Annotated in this window: 13 protein-coding genes, 3 rRNA genes, 1 other RNA gene and 1 pseudogene; 2 read left to right on the top strand and 16 right to left on the bottom strand. The window is 54.9% G+C overall.

The features are described from left to right. Positions 1-2 precede the first annotated feature (2 nt). A complete protein-coding gene (locus tag ACLI1O_RS03580) occupies positions 3-800 on the top strand; it encodes an ATP-binding protein (RefSeq protein ID WP_349837246.1) in 798 nt (265 codons plus the stop codon). Positions 801-1,056: 256 nt separating this feature from the next. Here ACLI1O_RS03580 and ACLI1O_RS03575 read toward each other — a convergent pair whose 3' ends face one another. From ACLI1O_RS03575 to ftsE, 15 genes and pseudogenes are all read right to left on the bottom strand, one after another. Further along, the gene (locus tag ACLI1O_RS03575; protein ID WP_411706966.1) at positions 1,057-2,085 is read right to left on the bottom strand and encodes an Abi family protein; all 1,029 of its coding nucleotides are present in this window, start codon (positions 2,083-2,085) and stop codon (positions 1,057-1,059) included. Between the two features lie 771 nt (positions 2,086-2,856). Beyond that, entirely contained in the window at positions 2,857-4,038 is a 1,182-nt protein-coding gene (locus ACLI1O_RS03570; protein WP_239270163.1) for a hypothetical protein, read from the bottom strand. Positions 4,039-4,149: 111 nt separating this feature from the next. Continuing rightward, positions 4,150-4,267 (bottom strand): 5S ribosomal RNA (gene rrf, locus ACLI1O_RS03565). Positions 4,268-4,417: 150 nt separating this feature from the next. Continuing rightward, positions 4,418-7,490: ribosomal RNA gene (locus ACLI1O_RS03560) — 23S ribosomal RNA — on the bottom strand. A gap of 520 nt (positions 7,491-8,010) precedes the next feature. After that, positions 8,011-9,528, bottom strand: a 16S ribosomal RNA gene (locus ACLI1O_RS03555). The 16S, 23S and 5S rRNA genes sit together here, the layout of an rRNA operon. A gap of 587 nt (positions 9,529-10,115) precedes the next feature. Then, positions 10,116-10,871, bottom strand: a complete 756-nt coding sequence (locus tag ACLI1O_RS03550) for an ABC transporter ATP-binding protein (protein WP_023025818.1) — start codon at positions 10,869-10,871, stop codon at positions 10,116-10,118. Beyond that, on the bottom strand, positions 10,868-11,845 hold the full coding sequence (locus ACLI1O_RS03545; protein ID WP_239270097.1) for an iron chelate uptake ABC transporter family permease subunit: 978 nt from the start codon (positions 11,843-11,845) through the stop codon (positions 10,868-10,870). Before ACLI1O_RS03545 ends, ACLI1O_RS03550 begins: the two co-directional genes overlap by 4 nt. 1 nt (position 11,846) lies before the next feature. Further along, positions 11,847-12,812 (bottom strand): ABC transporter permease, encoded by a 966-nt coding sequence (locus ACLI1O_RS03540; RefSeq protein WP_239270078.1) that lies wholly within the window; start codon positions 12,810-12,812, stop codon positions 11,847-11,849. 68 nt (positions 12,813-12,880) lie between these two features. Then, positions 12,881-13,873 carry a siderophore ABC transporter substrate-binding protein gene (locus tag ACLI1O_RS03535; RefSeq protein WP_370657801.1) on the bottom strand — a complete coding sequence of 331 codons (993 nt, stop codon included), beginning with the start codon at positions 13,871-13,873 and terminating at the stop codon, positions 12,881-12,883. An 85-nt stretch (positions 13,874-13,958) separates the two neighbouring features. Continuing rightward, positions 13,959-14,725 (bottom strand): annotated as a pseudogene (locus ACLI1O_RS03530) (amidohydrolase family protein). Between the two features lie 74 nt (positions 14,726-14,799). Further along, positions 14,800-15,182: a transfer-messenger RNA gene (gene ssrA, locus ACLI1O_RS03525) on the bottom strand. A 67-nt stretch (positions 15,183-15,249) separates the two neighbouring features. Next, positions 15,250-15,615 carry a DUF488 domain-containing protein gene (locus tag ACLI1O_RS03520; RefSeq protein ID WP_239270080.1) on the bottom strand — a complete coding sequence of 122 codons (366 nt, stop codon included), beginning with the start codon at positions 15,613-15,615 and terminating at the stop codon, positions 15,250-15,252. Then, positions 15,608-16,111 carry an SsrA-binding protein SmpB gene (smpB, locus tag ACLI1O_RS03515; RefSeq protein ID WP_023016945.1) on the bottom strand — a complete coding sequence of 168 codons (504 nt, stop codon included), beginning with the start codon at positions 16,109-16,111 and terminating at the stop codon, positions 15,608-15,610. The genes ACLI1O_RS03520 and smpB overlap by 8 nt, the downstream gene beginning before the upstream one ends. A 44-nt stretch (positions 16,112-16,155) precedes the next feature. Further along, positions 16,156-17,058 (bottom strand): permease-like cell division protein FtsX, encoded by a 903-nt coding sequence (gene ftsX / locus ACLI1O_RS03510; RefSeq protein ID WP_239270081.1) that lies wholly within the window; start codon positions 17,056-17,058, stop codon positions 16,156-16,158. Continuing rightward, positions 17,055-17,753: a cell division ATP-binding protein FtsE gene (gene ftsE, locus ACLI1O_RS03505; protein ID WP_239270082.1), complete on the bottom strand. Its 699-nt coding sequence runs from the start codon at positions 17,751-17,753 to the stop codon at positions 17,055-17,057. Before ftsE ends, ftsX begins: the two co-directional genes overlap by 4 nt. Positions 17,754-17,873: 120 nt before the next feature. Here ftsE and ACLI1O_RS03500 point away from each other — a divergent pair, with 120 nt between their 5' ends. Continuing rightward, on the top strand, positions 17,874-19,502 hold the full coding sequence (locus ACLI1O_RS03500; RefSeq protein ID WP_284849788.1) for an AbgT family transporter: 1,629 nt from the start codon (positions 17,874-17,876) through the stop codon (positions 19,500-19,502). Positions 19,503-19,523: 21 nt separating this feature from the next. Here ACLI1O_RS03500 and prfB read toward each other — a convergent pair whose 3' ends face one another. After that, positions 19,524-20,627, bottom strand: coding sequence for a peptide chain release factor 2 (prfB, locus tag ACLI1O_RS03495; protein WP_239270084.1), 1,104 nt, complete (start codon positions 20,625-20,627; stop codon positions 19,524-19,526). Positions 20,628-20,648 lie beyond the last annotated feature (21 nt).

Raw genomic sequence — 20,648 nt, 5'->3', positions numbered from 1 at the left:
CCATGGCTCTTACCGATGAAGACTTCGAACTGCTCGGTTCTCTTCGCGGGATGCGTGTGTTTGCCACGACGCTGCAGGAGATCGTCAACGATCCCAGTCGTGACTTGGACTCCTTTGAAGACAAGATCAAAGAAGCTCTCGATGCTCAGGTAGCTGCACGTGATTCGAAAGTAATCGAAAAACTCGTCAAAGCCGCCAAGCTACCCAACGCGCTTGCGGCTTTGGAACGCTTTGAAGCACACAGCAACCGAGGGATCACTCCAGACCGTATTGAGCGGTTAGCTACCTGCGACTGGATTACCTACGGCAGAGATCTAACCATCGTGGGAGCTACCGGCACCGGCAAAAGCTTCCTCGCCCAAGGCCTAGCCGTGGCTGCGTGCCGGCATAAACTAACCGCACGCTACTTTAGACTCGCCGACTTAGCCGACGAGTTCGACGCCACAGCCGACGCTGCCTATGAGCGCAAAGCCCTCCTTGAGGAACTGACAAAGCCGGCTGTGTTGGTCATCGACGACTTCCTGGCCACGGACGTATCTGCCTTCGCCTTAGCCCAGGTATTCAACCTCCTGGTCAAGCGGGAGCATTCCTCAACCGTCATCGTCAGCCAGCACGAGCCGGAATACTGGTACAGCGTCTTTAGTGAAAACGCGATCGCCGACGCTGTCCTATCCCGACTTGCAAACAACGGCAGCAAACTCACCCTCATCGGTGAAGACATGCGCACCCGTGACGACTTCCAAGAAGAAAGGGGAACACTTAGCAAACAGCTCAAGCAACGTCAACGGTCCAAACGATAAGCGGGGGTAAAACCGGCTACCGGGCGGCTACCGCCACCCCGGTACCTGGTACCGCCTTACCGGTCCCTAAAACAAGCCCGCGTCAGTTGTGGTGGTGCTGGCTAAAATTCACTGAATTGCTAATCCATGAAATGCTCTAACTCTTATGGGCCATCCTGTGTAATGACGATCTTTCAGCCACCGTAGGAATCACGCGGGCAAGAAGCAGAGTTACCTCAAGCCGTTCCTATATAGAGCGATATTGCAGTAGAAAAGCTTACTCTGACCATGGAGGAACTGCAGCCCCATTCACTAATGCCAAGCCTGTACGCCAAAGGCCGAGTTTTTCCCAGTTGTCGGGGAACCCCATAGTTTGCAAGCTAAGCCCATCAATTTTGGGAAAGCGCTCCAGCAGCATGACTAGTCGATTGCGCCAATTCCCCCGGGGCTCAAGATAGGAAAGCGTATAAGCAATTAAAGCGAGTGTTGGATATATCTTTTTAAACGCAATAGGGTCTCTAGAATCCGCAAGATGGAAGATTTCCGGATCCACTACGCTTCGATTTGGTGCCTGAATTCTCGTTACGATGAGGCGATTCCATAACCGAGAGTGATGGGCTGCGATATTTCCGGTGTAGTTAAAATTTCTTATCCAACTAGCTAACACATTGCCTTGAAGCGTCCCGAATGCGGGAGCAATACTATTCTTTACATTTTTTGGCAGGAATTCGAATAACTTAGACACGCTACCAAAATCTAGGATCTCCGTCGCTACCCAAATCGGAAGTTCTTCCCCATAGCGCTCCATATGATGACGGATAAAATCCTCACTGCGAGCCCGTTTTAGCTGTTTCTTATAATTCTCTTGCCAATAGCTGTAAGAATCTTGCTTACTTCGACGAGGAACGCGCTCACACTCCTTTTTATCCAGAAGTGAACGGCGTAAGTGAATAAACCCGTCTATTTCGCCTGCAAAATAGGCGATCTTAGTCCGCAATTGGATTTCGATTTGACCTAATGCTTCAAGGAGCAAAAGTCGTAAACGGCTATCAAAATCATAAAGAGCGAGTGCCTGTTCAAAAGAATGATTCGGCTCGAATTCATCGTACCGGTAATTGAATTTAGTTGTACGTAGATATTTTGGTTTATTCTTCCTGAAAGGATACCAATAAGCCGAAAGACGGTAATATCCAATTTTTCCTAAGGCGCGGATAGCATTAGCTGGATCTTCGATAACAAGCTTTCGATCCTCTAGGAGTGCTAGTTGTTGTTCGAAGGTTAAATGGGGCTTGTTGTATTTTTTCACTATTTTACCCCCATAAAAATGAAAACCACACCATCACAATTTTCATTGTGAGCGGATGTGGTGTGTGTAGATATAAGTATACAGATTTACATCTGGACGTCAAGTAAATACATGCAAATCACGTCAAATACTAAAACATTGATAGCAATCAGCTTAGATAGCCCTATTTAGAATGTTTAATCTACGAGAGTGTCGAAAATAGCTTTCAATAACTCTAGTCGAATAAGCCAAGCGTGATGGGCAACGTGATCACCTCGTAGTTGGAGTCCCCTACGGAAGGCCGTTCTTGATACCGCGAAGCGCGTTAGCAAGGCGGAAGACCAACATCGTTTAAATCAGTCGGAGCTGACTCCCGTTTGGTCCGACCTACAGGAACGACTTCGCCGCACGCGGGGTGATCTCAATCGACCAATCCACACTCGTCCGCTAAGTCCTGCAGCGAGATTGTGTCCAATTCTCCGCGTCGTGCTGCTTCGGCCTCGGCTTCAAGCGCATACACATACTCAAGTTCATCTAGGTAGGAATCTAGGGCCTTGCGAAGATAGAAGGCCCCTGTCCGTCCAGTTCGCGAAGCAAGCGCATCTAAGTGCTCCTTTTGCTTCGCGTCAACGCGAAAACTGATCACTGACTCGCTCATGTAAACACGCTTACAACAAGTTAACGGATTTGTACACCCCGTGAGCATTGTCCGCGCCTTGCAGTCCCCCACCTGGTGCCGTTGACTTCATGCACGCCAATAGGAACTGCCTGGGCGTTTTAGCGGTAGCCGAATCAAGAAATAAGGGAAACCTCGTCGAGTCGCCTTAAGATGACATACCGCTCTGCGTAGCGGCACCGTAGATCTGTCAAGAGCGTGTTGAAATCCGTATCCCAGGGCGCTCCCAGTTCCGCCGACTTTTCTCTCATGGTTTGTAATAGATCGATGCCCATGTCGCGGCCGACCCTCGTCGAATCTAGGTAAGTTGCAACATCGTCGCGAACAAAAGGAAGAACCTGCGCCGGGAGGTCATCAAGAAATCGGTGCGCCATCGACTCTTCCATTCCCGCCTTAACGACGGTGCTCCAGGCAAGTTCAGGGTCTTCAAGGCACAAGTGCTGGAACATGGCCAAATCCCATGACTTATTCCCCAACAAGCGTTGTATATGCGCCGCAGCTTCCACCTTGTCGGCGGCAACTGCATAGAGTTGCTGAGCGGACGACAGCTCCGGGTACGTATCGAATACTGTCCGGGCAACGCGTTCCGAATGTTCGGGAAAATACTCCCTGGCAAGCACAGCCCAACCCGAGGCTATATTTCGGGTTTCCTCCACGGCGCACTCGTTAACCGCCTTCTCGGACCAATCAAAGGCAAGATCATAGCGGCGGATGTCACAAAGACCGGCAATGATCTCCGTATAGCGCGTAGCCGCACTTCCCTGCAAACCATGGGTTCGAAGAACGGCTTCAGCAGTGCCTTCAAGCACCGCTAGCCGACGCCCCACGTAGCCACCGCCCTGTTCCGCCGCATACCACGAGCGGATGCGGGCCACGCCCTCTTCCCCGAGAGCAGGTGCCAAATAGACTGGGTCAAGGTCAATTTCTTCTACCGAAAGAATCTCGTTCATTCGTATGAACCAGTCAGCCAAAGCGCTACCGGAATAACTAGCTCGCTGCGCCGCGGAGGGAACTACCCGCGCCAAGACTTCGCCGGCATCCCTTACAGCATGGGCATAATCATTGACCCTAGGGATAGTCTTGAGGACCTCTTCTACTGCATCTAGAGCAACAAGCACGATATCGGATGGACTCGGCGGCACGATGCCAGAAAGTTGTGCAGGATCCTCTACTGCCTGTTCTAAAAACTCAGCAGCTTCCAATATGCGGTCGCTGTAGTACACGCTCCGAGCACCTTTGTACAGATCGGGATCATTAGACCGGACAAGCCCGGTTACCGCCTGTGCAAGAGTTCTCATGAAATCCAGTATAGAAAATTCTGGGATCACACAGAAGAGGAGCAAGGCCACCAGTAAATTGGTAACCTTGCTCCTCTCGAAATAAACACTATTTTGTTGTTTGTTGTTTGGTGTCGGCGGTGACTTACTCTCCCACAACCTCCCGGTTGCAGTACCATCAGCGCGTACAGGCTTAGCTTCCGGGTTCGGAATGGGACCGGGCGTTTCCCTGTAGCTATAAACCACCGACAAACCTAAAAGAACACTACCCACCACACTGTGTGCGGGTGTTGTGTCAGATACTGCATAGTGGACGCGACACACAATAATGTGTTCATTTATTTGTTTACTCGCTTCACAAGTCCACCCAACATATCCAAACATTGTTTGGGTTGTTGTGGTGTGTTTGTTTTGGTCAATTAGTACCAGTAGCCTTCACACCTTACAGTGCTTCCAAGTCTGGCCTATCTACCCCATAGTCTTTAGGGGACCTCAAAAGAAACCTCATCTTAAAACAGGCTTCCCGCTTAGATGCTTTCAGCGGTTATCCCTTCCGTACGTAGCCAACCAGCGATACCCCTGGCGGGATAACTGGCACACTAGAGGTACGTCCGTCCCGGTCCTCTCGTACTAGGGACAGCCTTCTTCAAGTTTCAACGCGCGCGGCGGATAGAGACCGAACTGTCTCACGACGTTCTGAACCCAGCTCGCGTGCCGCTTTAATGGGCGAACAGCCCAACCCTTGGGACCTACTCCAGCCCCAGGATGCGACGAGCCGACATCGAGGTGCCAAACCATCCCGTCGATATGGACTCTTGGGGAAGATCAGCCTGTTATCCCCGGGGTACCTTTTATCCGTTGAGCGACACCACATCCACAAGTAGGTGCCGGATCACTAGTCCCGACTTTCGTCCCTGCTCGACATGTCTGTCTCACAGTCAAGCTCCCTTGTGCACTTACACTCACCACCTGATTGCCAACCAGGCTGAGGGAACCTTTGGGCGCCTCCGTTACATTTTGGGAGGCAACCGCCCCAGTTAAACTACCCACCAGGCACTGTCCCCAACCCAGATCATGGGCCAAGGTTAGATGCTCAATCCGATCAGAGTGGTATTTCAACAACGACTCCACCACCACTAGCGTGATAGCTTCACAGTCTCCCACCTATCCTACACAAACCGAACCAAACACCAATACCAAGCTATAGTGAAGGTCCCGGGGTCTTTTCGTCCTGCCGCGCGTAACGAGCATCTTTACTCGTAATGCAATTTCACCGGGCCTGTGGTCGAGACAGCAGAGAAGTCGTTACGCCATTCGTGCAGGTCGGAACTTACCCGACAAGGAATTTCGCTACCTTAGGATGGTTATAGTTACCACCGCCGTTTACTGGGGCTTAAATTCTCAGCTTCGCAACAAAAAAGTCACTAACCGGTCCTCTTAACCTTCCAGCACCGGGCAGGCGTCAGTCCATATACATCAACTTAACGTCTTCGCATGGACCTGTGTTTTTGATAAACAGTCGCTTCCCTCTATTCTCTGCGACCCCACAACACTCCAACCGCAAGGGTCTTCACATCACAGGGCCCCCCTTCTCCCGAAGTTACGGGGGCATTTTGCCGAATTCCTTAACCACAGTTCACCCGAACGCCTTAGTATCTTCAACCTGACCACCTGTGTCGGTTTAGGGTACGGGCCATACACACACTCGCTAGAGGCTTTTCTCGACAGTACAGGATCACCACCATCAACCCCTTTAGGGTCTACGCATCACGCCTCAACCACATGTGTAGCGGATTTACCTACCACACGGCCTACACGCTTACACCACCAATCCACTAAGTGGCGCGGCTACCTCACTGCGTCACCCCATCACTTGAACCACACATCAGGCCCCACGACATCAACACCACCAACACTCAAAGAATGCTAGGTAGCGTATCCGCAGTGGTTAGTATCAGTGCTTCATCATGGGCGCACATGTACGGGTACCAGAATATCAACTGGTTATCCATCGACTACGCCTGTCGGCCTCGCCTTAGGTCCCGACTCACCCTGGGAAGACGAACTTGACCCAGGAACCCTTAGTCATCCGGCGGTAAGGATTCTCACCTTACAATTCGTTACTCATGCCTGCATTCTCACTCGCACACAGTCCACGCCTCCTCACGGTAACGCTTCCACCCATGCACGACGCTCCCCTACCCAAACAACAAAAACTGTTGCTTGCCGCGGCTTCGGCGGTGTACTTGAGCCCCACTACATTGTCGGCGCAGAACCACTCGACCAGTGAGCTATTACGCACTCTTTCAAGGATGGCTGCTTCTAAGCCAACCTCCTGGCTGTCTTCGCGATCCCACATCCTTTTCCACTTAGTACACCCTTAGGGGCCTTAACCGGCGATCTGGGCTGTTTCCCTCTCGACTATGAAGCTTATCCCCCACAGTCTCACTGCCGCACAACACAATTGATGGCATTCGGAGTTTGGCTGACATTGCTAAGATTGTAGTCCCGCTCAACCAACCAGTCGCTCTACCTCCACCAAGCTCATACGACGCTGCACCTAAATGCATTTCGGGGAGAACCAGCTATCACGGAGTTTGATTGGCCTTTCACCCCTACCCACAGCTCATCCCCGCAGTTTTCAACCTACGTGGGTTCGCGCCTCCACAACCTCTTACAGCTGCTTCACACTGGCCATGGGTAGATCACCCCGCTTCGGGTCCAGGACATGCCACTAACCACCCCATTAGGATTCGGTTTCCCTACGACTACCCCACACGGGTTAACCTCGCGACATGCCGCTGACTCGCAGGCTCATTCTTCAAAAGGCACGCCATCACACACACAAGGTGCTCTGACGGATTGTAAGCACATGGTTTCAGGAACTATTTCACTCCCCTCCCGGGGTACTTTTCACCATTCCCTCACGGTACTATCCACTATCGGTCACACTGAGTATTTAGGCTTACCGGGTGGTCCCGGCAGATTCACAACAGATTCCACGAGCCCGTTGCTACTCGGGAACCCAACAACCCCCACATCATCATCTTCAGCTACAGGACTCTCACCTACTCCGGTAGATCATTCCAAACCACTTCACCTAACAACAATGCACAGGGCGTGCCACTGGTAGATGACACAAAATCAGGCCCCACAACACCGCACACACAACCCCTACCAGGTATCACATGCACACGGTTTAGCCTCATCCACGTTCGTTCGCCACTACTAGCAGAATCATTATTATTTTCTCCTCCTACGGGTACTGAGATGTTTCACTTCCCCGCGTAACCCCCACAACAGCTATGAATTCACTGAAGGGTAACCCCACATAACCAGGGCCAGGTTTCCCCATTCGGACATCCTCGGATCAACGCTTTATTGACAACTCCCCGAGGCTTAACGCAGCCTTACACGTCCTTCATCGGCTCAGCATGCCAAGGCATCCACCATGCGCCCTAAATAACGAACACACCAACCACCACACACAAACCACACAACCAACAAAAGGTCACGCAGCCCACGTGCGGTAGCAACAAGTGAACTTGACAAAATAAACAAAAAGAAAAATCACATCACACACATGAAACACCACCCACACAAAGCAAGTGGCACCATGCAGATGCTCGCGTCCACTATACAGTTCTCACACAACACCCCGAACCAGCAACCAACACCACCAACAAAGGCAGCATCCATCAACCAGTCAGGCACACAAAAAAGGGGATAATGCCCCAGACACCCAACAATGCACCAACGACTTACCACTAAACACTCATTTTTGTATGCATGGACACTTTTACGCATGTCACAAAGCACTGTCTCAACACTCGGTCCTGCTGATTAAGGTGTATGTCCTACCCGGAATTTCCATAATGCGGTGGCAGCAGAACACTCGCCTACTCAACCACCAACCCACCATCAAACAACAGTGGGCAACCCACAAACAGTGGGCCATTGGCTGCAACTGCAGCCCAATAAAAAGCTCCTTAGAAAGGAGGTGATCCACCCGCACCTTCCGGTACGGGTACCTTGTTACGACTTCGTCCCAATCGCCGATCCCACCTTCGACGGCTCCCTAACACGTTTAGGCCACCGGCTTCGGGTGTTACCAACTTTCATGACGTGACGGGCGGTGTGTACAAGGCCCGGGAACGTATTCACCGCAGCATTGCTGATCTGCGATTACTAGCGACTCCGACTTCATGGGGTCGAGTTGCAGACCCCAATCCGAACTAAGGCCGGCTTTCAGCGATTCGCTCCACCTCACAGTGTCGCAGCGCATTGTACCGACCATTGTAGCATGTGTGAAGCCCTGGACATAAGGGGCATGATGATTTGACGTCATCCCCACCTTCCTCCGAGTTAACCCCGGCAGTCTCTCATGAGTCCCCAACCAAATGCTGGCAACATAAGACAAGGGTTGCGCTCGTTGCGGGACTTAACCCAACATCTCACGACACGAGCTGACGACAACCATGCACCACCTGTACACCAACCACAAAGGGAAACTACATCTCTGCAGCGATCTAGTGTATGTCAAGCCCAGGTAAGGTTCTTCGCGTTGCATCGAATTAATCCACATGCTCCGCCGCTTGTGCGGGCCCCCGTCAATTCCTTTGAGTTTTAGCCTTGCGGCCGTACTCCCCAGGCGGGGCGCTTAATGCGTTAGCTACGGCACGAAAGTCGTAGAAAGACCCTCACACCTAGCGCCCACCGTTTACGGCATGGACTACCAGGGTATCTAATCCTGTTCGCTACCCATGCTTTCGCTCCTCAGCGTCAGTAACTGCCCAGTAACCTGCCTTCGCCATCGGTGTTCCTCCTGATATCTGCGCATTTCACCGCTACACCAGGAATTCCAGTTACCCCTACAGCACTCAAGTTATGCCCGTATCGCCTGCACGCCCGGAGTTAAGCCCCAGAATTTCACAGACGACGCGACAAACCACCTACGAGCCCTTTACGCCCAGTAATTCCGGACAACGCTCGCACCCTACGTATTACCGCGGCTGCTGGCACGTAGTTAGCCGGTGCTTCTTATCTAGGTACCGTCACACAAAGCTTCGTCCCTAGCGAAAGGAGTTTACAACCCGAAGGCCTTCATCCCCCACGCGGCGTCGCTGCATCAGGCTTGCGCCCATTGTGCAATATTCCCCACTGCTGCCTCCCGTAGGAGTCTGGGCCGTATCTCAGTCCCAATGTGGCCGTACACCCTCTCAGGCCGGCTACCCGTCGCCGCCTTGGTAGGCCATTACCCCACCAACAAGCTGATAGGCCGCGAGCTCATCCTACACCGAAAAAACTTTCCAACCACCACACTAAAGATGGCTCCTATCCGGTATTAGACCCAGTTTCCCAAGCTTATCCCGAAGTGCAGGGCAGATCACCCACGTGTTACTCACCCGTTCGCCACTCGAGTACCCTGCAAGCAGGGCCTTTCCGTTCGACTTGCATGTGTTAAGCACGCCGCCAGCGTTCGTCCTGAGCCAGGATCAAACTCTCCACAAAAAGAAAAATTTCAGAACAACATCCTGAAATAGGCCGTGAAAAGCCCAAACCTAACCAAAAGAACAAACCACCACAAACCAGTAAAGGCTCATGCTGGCGTCCAAAAATTACTACAAAGAAAAATAAACTGCCTCCCCAACCCGACGGGGCACAAAAAAGGGAGACAAAAAGTTGAACACAATCACATGCCAACCAATCCATCAATGCAGCCGAAACACTAAACAGTATTCAAAAAGGTACATGCTTCACATACCTTACCGGCACACACCAACCAACAAACCAACTTTAGGCTTGCTGGCCAACAGACCAATCAACACACAACCATGCACACAAAAATAAAAAATAAGTACATTGGCACACTATTGAGTTCTCAAACAACATCCACACACCACAAGAAAATTAACCAAACGTTAACCTCTCATCGGCGGCTCGTACCAACTTACCCAACAACCTGAACCAAGTCAAATCCTCGAACCAAGTCAGTACAAAAAGTCACTCAAAAGTAACCAACCGGCTACCTCTCGGCGACTCGCTAAAATTTATACCACCCCACTACACAACGCAAACTCGCAGGCTAACGTTGGTTTTTAGTGATAGCACGCGATCTTTCCATCGGGCCCATCGATAACGCGCACCGGAGTATTGAAGATGGGCGTCAGGATATCGTCGCGCATAATCTCCTCGGCCGGGCCGAATTCGACGATCTGCCCGTCCTTGCAGGCGCAGATATAGTCCGCGTAGCGCGCGGCAAAGTTGATGTCATGCAGAACCACGATGACCGTGCGCCCCAATTCCTGGGCAGCCTCGCGCAGGTGGCGCATCATGTCCACCGAATGCGAGATGTCCAAGTTATTCAGCGGCTCATCCAACAACACGTAATCGGTTTCTTGGCACAGCACCATTGCTACGTACGCGCGCTGGCGCTGACCACCAGAAAGCTGGTCAAGGTAGCGGTGCTGCAATTCTTCCAAATGTAGGAAGTGGATGTATTTGGAAATGACCTCTTCATCGTGTTTATTGAGTCGACCCTTGGTATAGGGGAAACGGCCAAAGCCCACGAGCTGGCGCACGGTCAGTTTCGTGACGAAGTGATTTTCCTGCCGCAGGATAGACACGATCTTTGCCAAGTCGGCGGACTTGCTGGATTGGATGTCATAGCCGGCGATTTCGATGCTGCCTTCATCCATGTCGAGCAGGCGCCCGATCATGGTGAGCATCGTGGACTTACCCGCACCATTCGGCCCCACCAGCGCGGTGATGCCTCCCTGCGGGATGGTCAGGTTGAGTGGACCAATAGCGGTCTCGGCGGAATAGGTTTTAGAAACGTTCTTTAATTCGATCACAGTCGGCCCTTTCGCATAATGACAAAGAGGAACACGGAGCCACCTACCAGCTCAATGATGATGGACACCACGCCTTGGGCGGAAAATACGTGCTGCATGAGGAAGTACGCCGCAATCAACACGAGGAATGCTAACCCCACCGCCATCGGAAAGATGTAGCGGTGGTCGTAGGTATCGGCGAATTGATAGGCCAGCGTAGCCACCAAAAAGCCCAAGAAGGTCATGGGCCCTACCAGTGCGGTCGTCGTCGCCATCAATAGCGAGACCAACACCAGCGTGTAAATTGCATGCGCTTTGTGGTTCACGCCCAAGTTGGTGCTGACATCGGCACCCAAGGAAATCACGTTGAGCTTGCGCGCATTGAGCACCAACAGCGTGGTGGCGATGGCCACGATGGGAATAGCGATGGGATAGTACTCAGTCTCGGCGTTATTGACGGAGCCAAAAAGGCGCGCGGTCAGCACGTCGAACTCGCTGGGGGTCAGCATGCGCTGCATAAAGGTAGACAGCGAGCCCAGGCCACCACCAATGACCACGCCGACTAGCAGCATGGCGTGCATATTCTGCTTTCTATTGGTCAGCAGCCACGAATAAAGCACCAGGGAAAGGCCCACCATGACGCCCATTTGCATGAGGAAGGTGGGCACGGTGCGGGCATCGTTAAGCCCACTAGCACCCAGGAAGAAAATGGTCGCGGTATTGATGGCAACGTACAGGGACTCAAAGCCCATGATGGATGGCGTCAAGATGCGGTTATTCGTCACGGTATGAAAAGACACCGTGGCCATGGCTTGGCACACAGCGACGATCGCCATGGCGATGAGGGCATCGGCGCGGCGCTGGGCGATGAGCCAAAACTTGCGGGTGCCAAACTCCATCGGGTTGCCATAGGCCAGGTAAGCAAAGGCCAAAGCCGCAGCTAGGCCCCATACGCAGACTAGCGTGATCCAGTACTTCTTGGGTGGGGCGGACATCTTAGTTCGCACGGGTCGACCTCACAATCATGATGATGAAGACGATGGCGCCGATGACGCCAAGAATGACCGAAACTGGCATCTCGAATGGGGCGATAATCACGCGCCCCACCAGGTCACACACCGTGACGATGCCGATGCCCAGCAGGCAGACCCAGGGAACGTTGGAACGCAGGTCATCGCCCCGCACCATGGAGACGATATTGGGCACGATAAGGCCCAGGAAGGGCAGCGAACCCACGACGACGGTCACCACGCCCGTAGCAATGGCGATGAGGCCGGTTCCCATCAATAACATGCGGTTATAGTTCAGCCCGACGTTGGTGGCCACGTCCTCGCCCAAGCCAACCACGGTGAGGCGGTCGGCGTAGATATACACCGCCACCAGCACCAAGAGGACGATCCACAAAACCTCGTATTGACCCTTGTACACCGCTGTAAATGAGCCCATGAACCAGATGCCCAATTGCTGGAGCATGTCCGTCATCAGGGCGAAAAACGTCGAAATTGCAGAGACCACGGCGCCCAGCATGATGCCGATGATCGGCACGATGAGTGAGGAGCGCAGGGTCACCCGGCGCAGGAAGAGGAAGAATACGACGGTTCCCAGGAAGGAAAAGACCACCGCACCAATCATCTTGACCAGAATCGAGGACGTGGGCGCGACGGCCATGACGATGAGCAAGCCCAAACCGGCCCACTCCGTGGTGCCGGTGGTAGACGGTTCGACGAAGCGGTTCTGGGTAAGCAGCTGCATGACCAGGCCGCTTACAGCCATGGCCGCGCCGGCCAGCACCAAGGCAATGGTGCGCGGTAAGCGGGTAATGCCGAACATGGCGGCGCCATCGTCGGCGCCAAAAACGTCGTACTGCCCGGTCAGCAAGGAGGCAACGAGCAACGCGGCGACGATGAGCACGCCGAGGCCGAGCTTCCAATCCCAGACCTTTGTGCGGGTGGTGGTTTCCATAACTATCCTTTACGCACCTGAAAACCGGAGGGCACAAAATCCCTCCGGTTTCCGGTTTTTAGTGGTGGCTAGTTCTTTTCAAACGCGTCTGCCATCGCGTTGAGCGTCTCCGTGAAGGTAATGATGTTTTCATTGGTGTAGGTATCCTGCGGAGCGGCAACGATCTTGCCTTCCTTCACGGCAGTCACGTTCTTGAGTGCCGCGGAATCCTCTACCAGCTTCTTACCTGGGGTGTAGCCTGCTTCATCCTTGGCAATGGCACCGTCGCGGTCCATGATGAGGATGTAGTCAGGGTTGGAATCAGCAATTGCCTCGACGGAGATGTCATCGCCCTCGTGGTCATCGCTGGCGTTTTCCACCTCGAGGGAAGGCTTCATGCCCAGCAGGTCAAAGAATGGTCCGAAGAAGCGGCCCTTACCTGGGGCGATGTAGTTGATATCGCCACCGGAGGTGTTGACGGCCATTACGGTCTTCTCAGGATCGTAGGCATCCTTGGCGCGGTCCAGCGCCTTGTTGAAGTCATCGACAAGCTTCTTTGCTTCATCTTCGTGGTCGAAGATCTTGCCCAGTGCTTCGGTCTGGCGAATGAGTTCTTCCGCCATGTCCTTATCATCGCGCGGGGAGAAGTCCAGGACCGGGGTATCTTCCATCAAAGCCTCGATATCGGCCTGGTGCTGGGTGAAGCGCTGACCGTTGATGACGATGTCCGGCTCTGCGGCAACCAGCGCCTCCAGGTCGGGTTCGCGGTGCATGCCCAGGTTGGCCTCGATCGAGTCTTCGTTGATCTTGTCCGAGAGGGTATCCGGGACGATGCCCAGCGGGGCTGCCACGATGTTGACGTCCCAATCCGCGAGGATTTCGAAGGCGCGGTTATCCGTTACCGCGACGCGCTCGAACGGTACGTCCAGCTCATGGGTGCCGTTATTATCTTCGATCTGCAGTGCGCTTTCCGATGTCCCCTTGTTCGAACCCTGGTCCTCTTCTTCCGCAGTGCTACATGCGGTAAGCGCCAGGGAGGCGACAGCCACGACAGACAAAAGAGCGCGATGAATTTTCTTCATTGTGCTTTCCTTATAGACGAGAAACAAATGCCCCATTAACTTAGCTTAAGTCACCCTAACCAATCAAGGGTGAGGGTAACCTTTCCTAAAGCACATCGTCCAGGCCATAGAAACGCGCTGCATTTGCGTAGAAAACATGATCGGCATGTACCCCGCGGCCTTCTCAATGAGCCGGAAATCATCAACTGAAAACACCCGGCTCGCCCGCTACGAGGGCAAATCGGTACCCGCCATGAGCGCCGTTGGATCGACGTCGACAATGCGGCGCACCACCTCCCCTGGGTCGAGGTCCACTCGCCCGAATCCGGTGGCCTTGACCTTTACGCCGGCATCGACAAGCTCCAAGAGGCCATCTACTCCCTGCGCGCTCAGGCCCAGGTGGTCGATGCTCACGGCCGGCAGCTTCTTCAGCACCGGCGCCATTTCGCCCAGCGCAGCCGCGTCGACATAAAGCTCCACGTGCCAGCCGGCTAGGTCATAGATCCGCCAGGCGAGCTCCTCGAGGTCCTCCCGCGCTGCGCTGCCACCGCGCCGGAAGTTAAAGCGCACCGCCCGCACGCCCAGGCCATCGAGGCGGCGGATTTCGGCATCGGGGACATCGGCAGGCAGCTGCGTCACGCCTACGAAGTTATCCAACTCCCCTAACGCATCCGCCAGATACCCCTGGTCAAAGCCCTGAAAGGAACCGGAGACGACCGCGCCGGCGGTGATATCAAAGCCCTCACCGCGCAGCTTCTCGCGCCATACGTCATATTCCGGAACCAAAAATTCCGGCGGCGTATAACCCTGATTCTCCTGGATGGGGTGAGAAAAATCGATGATATGGAGGTGGGAATCGAATACTCGCTGCATGGCCACCACCCTAGCCGCGCGCGGGCAACCTTATGAGAAAAGCCCCAGCTAGAACTGAATCTAGCTGGGGCTCTCGGTGGAGCTGCCGGGACTTGAACCCGGGTCCTTCGTCACCTTGCCAGGGCTTCTCCGTGCGCAGTTCGCACATGATCTCTGCTCGGCCCTCCGGTTCGGGCGAACTCGTACCGGATGATGGGCCCAGTCACCAGTAAGAGTCCCATCTGGCCCTGATGACACAGCCAGACGGCAAGTTCCTTAGTCGATGCCAGGTTCTAGGTCAGGAACGAAACCTAGGCTGACAGACACGCGTCGCTGCAATTAGGCAGCGAGGGCGTAGTCACGCTGAGAGTTCTTCTCTGCGTTTATTTGTTTGCTACGACGCTTAAACGGTGGTCGATAGCCTTCACCGGCACGCTTCCCCTGGCGCAGTGTACGAAGTCGAAACCAAATCAACCCCATAGCACTTGTAGGGACGGGATAGTGCATCATTCCCTACGGTTGTTCTAACACTACCGCAGACGCTTTTATTTCTCCAAGTGCTCTTCCAGCCAGTCTTTTAAGACCACCGCGTGGTTAATCTCGCGGTCGGCAGCGCCAAAGAGCAGCGTGAGGTCCCCCTCCTTTGCCAAGGAGAGCAGCTGGGTGAGCTCTTCCGACTCGCGGTCATCGAGCTCGGCGCGGTAGCGGCGCGAAAACTCCTGGAAAGAATCCTCGTCATGGCTCCACCACTTGCGCAGCTCGGGGCTAGGCGCCACGTCCTTGAACCATTCGTCATAGTCCAGGTCCGCCTTGGCGATGCCCCGCGGCCACAGACGATCTACTAGGACGCCGGTTCCGGAAATGGAGTCTTCGCCCTTGACTGCATCGTGAACCTTTACCGTCTTAAGCATTAATCCCCTTCACGCGGCGGCCGAGCTCGCGGGTGATTTCGCGGTTCTGGTCGCGCCGCTTGATGTCCTCGCGCTTGTCATAATCCTGCTTACCTTGCGCGAGCGCCAGCGACAACTTCGCGTACCCGTTTTTTAGGTACACCTTGAGCGGCACCAGGGTTTTATTGCCATTGCGCACCTGCCCGTAGAGCTTGTCGATCTCCCGGCGGTGCAGCAAAAGCTTGCGGGTGCGCCGCGGACTGTGGTTGGTCCACGACCCCATCGAATACTCCGGAATGTGCAGGTTGCGCAAGTACACCTCGCCATTATCAATGGTGGCGAAGGCATCATTGAGCGAGATCTTGCCCTCCCGGAGGGATTTGATCTCCGTGCCGAGCAAGACGATGCCGCACTCGAATTCTTCGAGGATCTTATAGTCGTGCCGGGCCCGGCGGTTGGTCGCAAGCGTGGCGTCCCCGGAAGCCGCCTTCTTATTCTTCTTGCCCTTTTTAGCCATAATTGCCTCAGTGTACTGCTCGTTTACCGCACCCGGCAAACGGCTTAGCGGCGGACATAAGAACGTAGGGTAATCTGCGCGGTGGCAGCGGTAACCGCCAAGGCGAGCAGGCCTACCAGCGGCAGCGCTACCCACAGATCGCTGGACTTCATCGGCGCCAGCAATTGCGATTCATACAGGCCCTGCAGGGAAGGATCGATCACTTGAGATTTCGCGACGAGCAGCCCGGCACCGCCCAAGACCAAGCCGATGAGGGAAGCGAGCACGGCTTCTACCACGAACGGCGCCTGCGTCATCCAGCGCGAAGCGCCCACCATGCGCATGATTTCGGTCTCGCGGGTGCGGTGGAAAGCGGCGATTTGCACCATATTGGCCACCAGGAAGATGGCCGCAATGGACATCACGATGGCCACGATGAAGGTGGCGGTGCGGATGGAATCGAGGTTGCTTGCAGCCTCGCGCACCTCTTCTTGCTGGTCCACGACCTCTTCTACCGCCGGGTTATCCCGCACAGCATCGATGGCGGAGGCCTCTTCCGGGTCAACGAGGCGCACGTGCAACGCTGCCGGCAGCGCGTCCGGCGAGGTTTGTTCCACCATCACCGGATCCGTGTCCTGGAAGAGCTCGCGGAAGCGCTCGTAGGAGGCCTCCCGGTTGCGAAATTCCACGGACTCTACGGAACTATCGGATTCCAGCTGTTCTTTTAAGTCCGCGCAGGCGGGCGTGGTGCAGTTTGGATCCGTGGCGGAAATGTCCTCGTTGAGCTGCACCATGACCTCCACACGGTCCAAGTAGATATCCTTCGTATCCTTGGTGAGGTGGGTGACCATGATGCCGGCAACCACAGCGCCGACAGAAATGGCCGTGGTAATGATCATCGCGATGGTCATCGTCAGGTTGCGGCCCAAACCCTTAGTGGCCTCGCGGAAGATGAATCCTAGCTTCATGCCTGCTCCTCCTGCGCCGAATAGGCTGCGTTGTGCTCATCGCGAACGAGCGTGCCATCGCGCAATTCCAGCACGCGTTTGTGCGCCTTATCCACGGCGCGGGAATTGTGCGTGGACATCACTACGGTGGTGCCACGCTTGTTGATGCGCAGCAGCAAGTCCATGATCCCGTCGGCGGTGGCGGGATCGAGGTTGCCCGTGGGTTCATCGGCAAGCAACAGCTTCGGGCGATTGACCAGGGCGCGCGCGATGGCCACGCGCTGCTGCTCACCGCCGGAAAGCTCGTGCGGCATCGCATGGTGGCGGTTTTCCAGACCCACCATCTCCAGTACCTGCGGCACCGCGGTGGAGATGCGGTGCTTGCTCTTGCCGATGACCTCCAGGGCAAACGCCACATTCTGGTACACGTTGAGCTTGGGTAGCAGCCGAAAATCCTGGAATACGTAGCCAATGGATTGGCGCAGGGCGTTAATATCCTTGCCCTTCAACTCATTGACGTGGAAGTCACCGAAGTAAATATCGCCCGAGGTCACATTGCTATAGCGCACCATGAGCTCTAGAAAGGTGGACTTTCCGGACCCCGAAGGTCCGATGAGGAAGGCAAACTCACCATCCGCAATGTCAAAAGACACCCCATCGAGCGCGGGCCGGAACTGGGCGGAATACACCTTAGTCACGTTTTCGAAAGTAATCACTCCGCTACTGTAGCAATCAAAGTTGACAGCAACCTGTGAACGCTATCTAGTATTGTAGTCTGGAACACAATATCTGGTACGAAATGGTGCCCGACTCGATCGACAGAAAGTGCCGATACTATGGCCGAGACTAAAACCAAAGAAAAACCGGAGAAAGCAAGCGGCTTTTTAGGCACCGTAGAAAAGATTGGCAATAAACTCCCCGATCCTTTCTGGCTCTTCGTCATCCTCGCGATAATCGTCGCCATTACCTCTTGGATTGGCCACTTAATTGGCATGAGCGCCGAGGATCCTAAAACCGGCGATACCATCGAGGTTGAATCACTCCTGACCACCGAGAATATCTCGCGTATGGTCACAGACGCGGTGGAAAACTTTACGAGCTTCCCGCCGTTGGGCGTCATCCTTGCCGTCATGCTGGGTGTGGCCGTGGCCGAGCAGTCTGGGCTCTTGTCCGCGCTTGTGCGCGCCATGGTGACCAAGGTCAGCCCGAAGTTCCTTACCTTCCTCGTCGCGCTGGCCGGCGTGACCGGTTCCGTGGCTTCGGATGCGATTTATGTCATCCTCATCCCGCTGGGCGCGATGGCCTTCCACTCGGTGGGCCGCTCCCCCATCGTGGGTGCCATGGTGGCCTTTGCGGCGTCCTCGGCGGGTTTCAACGCCTCGCTGATCCTCAACATTACTGACCTCCTGCTGGCCGGTATTTCCACTCCCGCCGCACAATTCGTGGATGAGGCTTATGAGGTCAGCCCGCTGGCCAATATCTTCTTCGTCATACCATCCGCTATCGTGCTATCGCTTATCATCACCGCCGTCACGGAATGGTTCATGGTGAAAAAGGCCCGCGAGCTGGTCAACCACGACAAGATTAATTACGAGGAAGTATCCTTCTCCCAGGCTGCCGGCGCCGCTGATGACGAGACGGACGAGGACGGCGAAGATAGCGACGTTGATTTCGAGGAAGAAGAAGACGAGCTGCGGGTAAAACCGGAGGAGCAAAAAGGCTTGGTTGCCTCTGGTATCGCGCTACTTATCTTCCTCGCGGGTTTCTTCGCCCTGCTCTTTATCCCAGGCTCCCCGCTGGCTAGCCAAGAAGATAGCTTCATGGAATCGCCGCTGATTAGCGCGATTGCGGTTCCCATTGCCCTGGCATTCTTGGTCTGCGGCATCGTCTACGGCATCTACGCCGGCACGCTGAAGTCCGCCTCCGACGTGCCAGATTTCATGGCTAAAGGCATTAAGACCTTGGTCCCCATGCTGGTGCTCTTTTTCGCCGTCGCCCAGTTCTTGGCGTGGTTCCAGTGGTCCAACCTCGGTGTGTGGACCGCCATTAAGGGCTCTGAGCTGCTGCAGGCATGGTCGCTGCCGCCCATCTTGATGTTCGCCGCGCTCGTGGCCATGGTGGCAGTCCTCAACCTGTTCATTACCTCAGGTTCCGCACAGTGGGCACTGATGGCACCGGTGATCGTGCCGATGATGATGTACGTGGGCATCTCGCCTGAGGTCTCCCAGATGCTCTTCCGTATCGGTGACTCACCGACAAATATCATCACCCCGATGTCGCCGTACTTCGCCCTGGCGCTGACCTTCCTGCAGCGCTATTACAAGCCGGCGGGCGTTGGCACGCTGATGTCGCTGGCGCTGCCGTATTCCATCGCCATGATCGTCGGCTGGTTTATCTTCTTTATCGTGTGGTACCTACTGGGTATCCCACTCGGACCGGGAGCCCCGATGCACTATCCGGCTTAAGCCTGCAGAGCGCGGTCGAGGTTAATCCTCGCCGCGCTCTTGTTGCATGCGCCAGCGGATGCCGGCTTCCAAGAAGCCGTCGATGTCCCCATCAAGCACCTTGGAGGGATCGCCCATTTCAAAATTGGTGCGCAGGTCTTTGACCATTTGGTACGGGTGCAAAACATAAGAGCGCATCTGGTTGCCCCAGGAGGCATTGCCGCCGGCGCCGAGCGCATCGAGCTCCGCCTGCTCTTCCTGGCGCTTGCGCTCCAAGAGCTTGGCCTGCAATACCCGCATGGCAGAGGCCTTATTTTGAATCTGTGATTTCTCGTTCTGGCAAGTGACCACGATGCCGGTGGGGATATGCGTCAGGCGGACCGCGGAATCGGTGGTATTGACCGATTGCCCGCCGGGACCAGAGGAACGGTACACGTCCACGCGCACCTCGTTATCCGGCACGTCGATGTGGTCCGTTTGCTCCACCACGGGAAGGACCTCGACCTCTGCAAAGGAGGTTTGGCGCCGGCCTTGGTTATCGAAGGGCGAAAGGCGCACGAGGCGGTGCGCGCCCTGTTCCACGGAGAGCTGGCCGTACATGTATTCCCCGTGCACCACGAAGGTGGCGGATTTAATGCCCGCTTCTTCGGCATAGGAAATATCGTAAATATCCACTTTGTGGTCGTGCTTTCCCGCCCAGCGGGTGTACATGCGCATGAGCATCTCCGCCCAATCGGCCGCGTCTACCCCGCCGGCGCCGGAGCGGATATTGATCACGGCCTCGCGCGGGTCATATTCCCCGGACAGCATGGTGGTTACCTCGAGGGATTCGATGGCACTTTCCAGCTCCGCAAGGTCTTCATCGGCAACGGAGACGGTGCCTTCTTCCTCCGCGAGCTCGTACATCACCGGCATATCATCTAAGCGCCCGCGCAAAGACTCCAGTTTGCGGACCTTTGCTTGCGCGCTTGATAACTCAGAGGTGACCTTCTGTGCGTGCTCGGGATCATCCCACAGCAAGGGATCCCCAGCTTGGGCTTCCAGTTCCCGAATACGCGCAGCCAAGGCTTCCGGATCCATGACCTTTTCAATGGTGGTCAGGGTGGTGTCCAATTGCTTGAGCCGTGTAATTACTTCGGGACGCATAGGGCCCAATCTTACCCACCT

Source organism: Corynebacterium sp. LaCa78 (assembly GCF_046717505.1).
Taxonomy (GTDB): Bacteria; Actinomycetota; Actinomycetes; order Mycobacteriales; family Mycobacteriaceae; genus Corynebacterium.
Note: the sequence above shows the minus strand (reverse complement) of the source record. Positions and strands in the feature narration are given on the sequence as shown.

What these genes read in the sequence shown, in the direction of transcription:
- ACLI1O_RS03570 (WP_239270163.1), bottom strand. Translation starts at nt 4,038, where the DNA reads ATGAGAACTCTTGCACAGGCGGTAACCGGGCTTGTCCGGTCTAATGAT.
- smpB (WP_023016945.1), bottom strand. Translation starts at nt 16,111, where the DNA reads ATGGCTAAAAAGGGCAAGAAGAATAAGAAGGCGGCTTCCGGGGACGCC.
- prfB (WP_239270084.1), bottom strand. Translation starts at nt 20,627, where the DNA reads ATGCGTCCCGAAGTAATTACACGGCTCAAGCAATTGGACACCACCCTG.
- ACLI1O_RS03580 (WP_349837246.1), top strand. Translation starts at nt 3, where the DNA reads ATGGCTCTTACCGATGAAGACTTCGAACTGCTCGGTTCTCTTCGCGGG.
- ACLI1O_RS03545 (WP_239270097.1), bottom strand. Translation starts at nt 11,845, where the DNA reads ATGTCCGCCCCACCCAAGAAGTACTGGATCACGCTAGTCTGCGTATGG.
- ACLI1O_RS03520 (WP_239270080.1), bottom strand. Translation starts at nt 15,615, where the DNA reads ATGCTTAAGACGGTAAAGGTTCACGATGCAGTCAAGGGCGAAGACTCC.
- ACLI1O_RS03535 (WP_370657801.1), bottom strand. Translation starts at nt 13,873, where the DNA reads ATGAAGAAAATTCATCGCGCTCTTTTGTCTGTCGTGGCTGTCGCCTCC.
- ftsX (WP_239270081.1), bottom strand. Translation starts at nt 17,058, where the DNA reads ATGAAGCTAGGATTCATCTTCCGCGAGGCCACTAAGGGTTTGGGCCGC.
- ACLI1O_RS03540 (WP_239270078.1), bottom strand. Translation starts at nt 12,812, where the DNA reads ATGGAAACCACCACCCGCACAAAGGTCTGGGATTGGAAGCTCGGCCTC.
- ACLI1O_RS03500 (WP_284849788.1), top strand. Translation starts at nt 17,874, where the DNA reads ATGGCCGAGACTAAAACCAAAGAAAAACCGGAGAAAGCAAGCGGCTTT.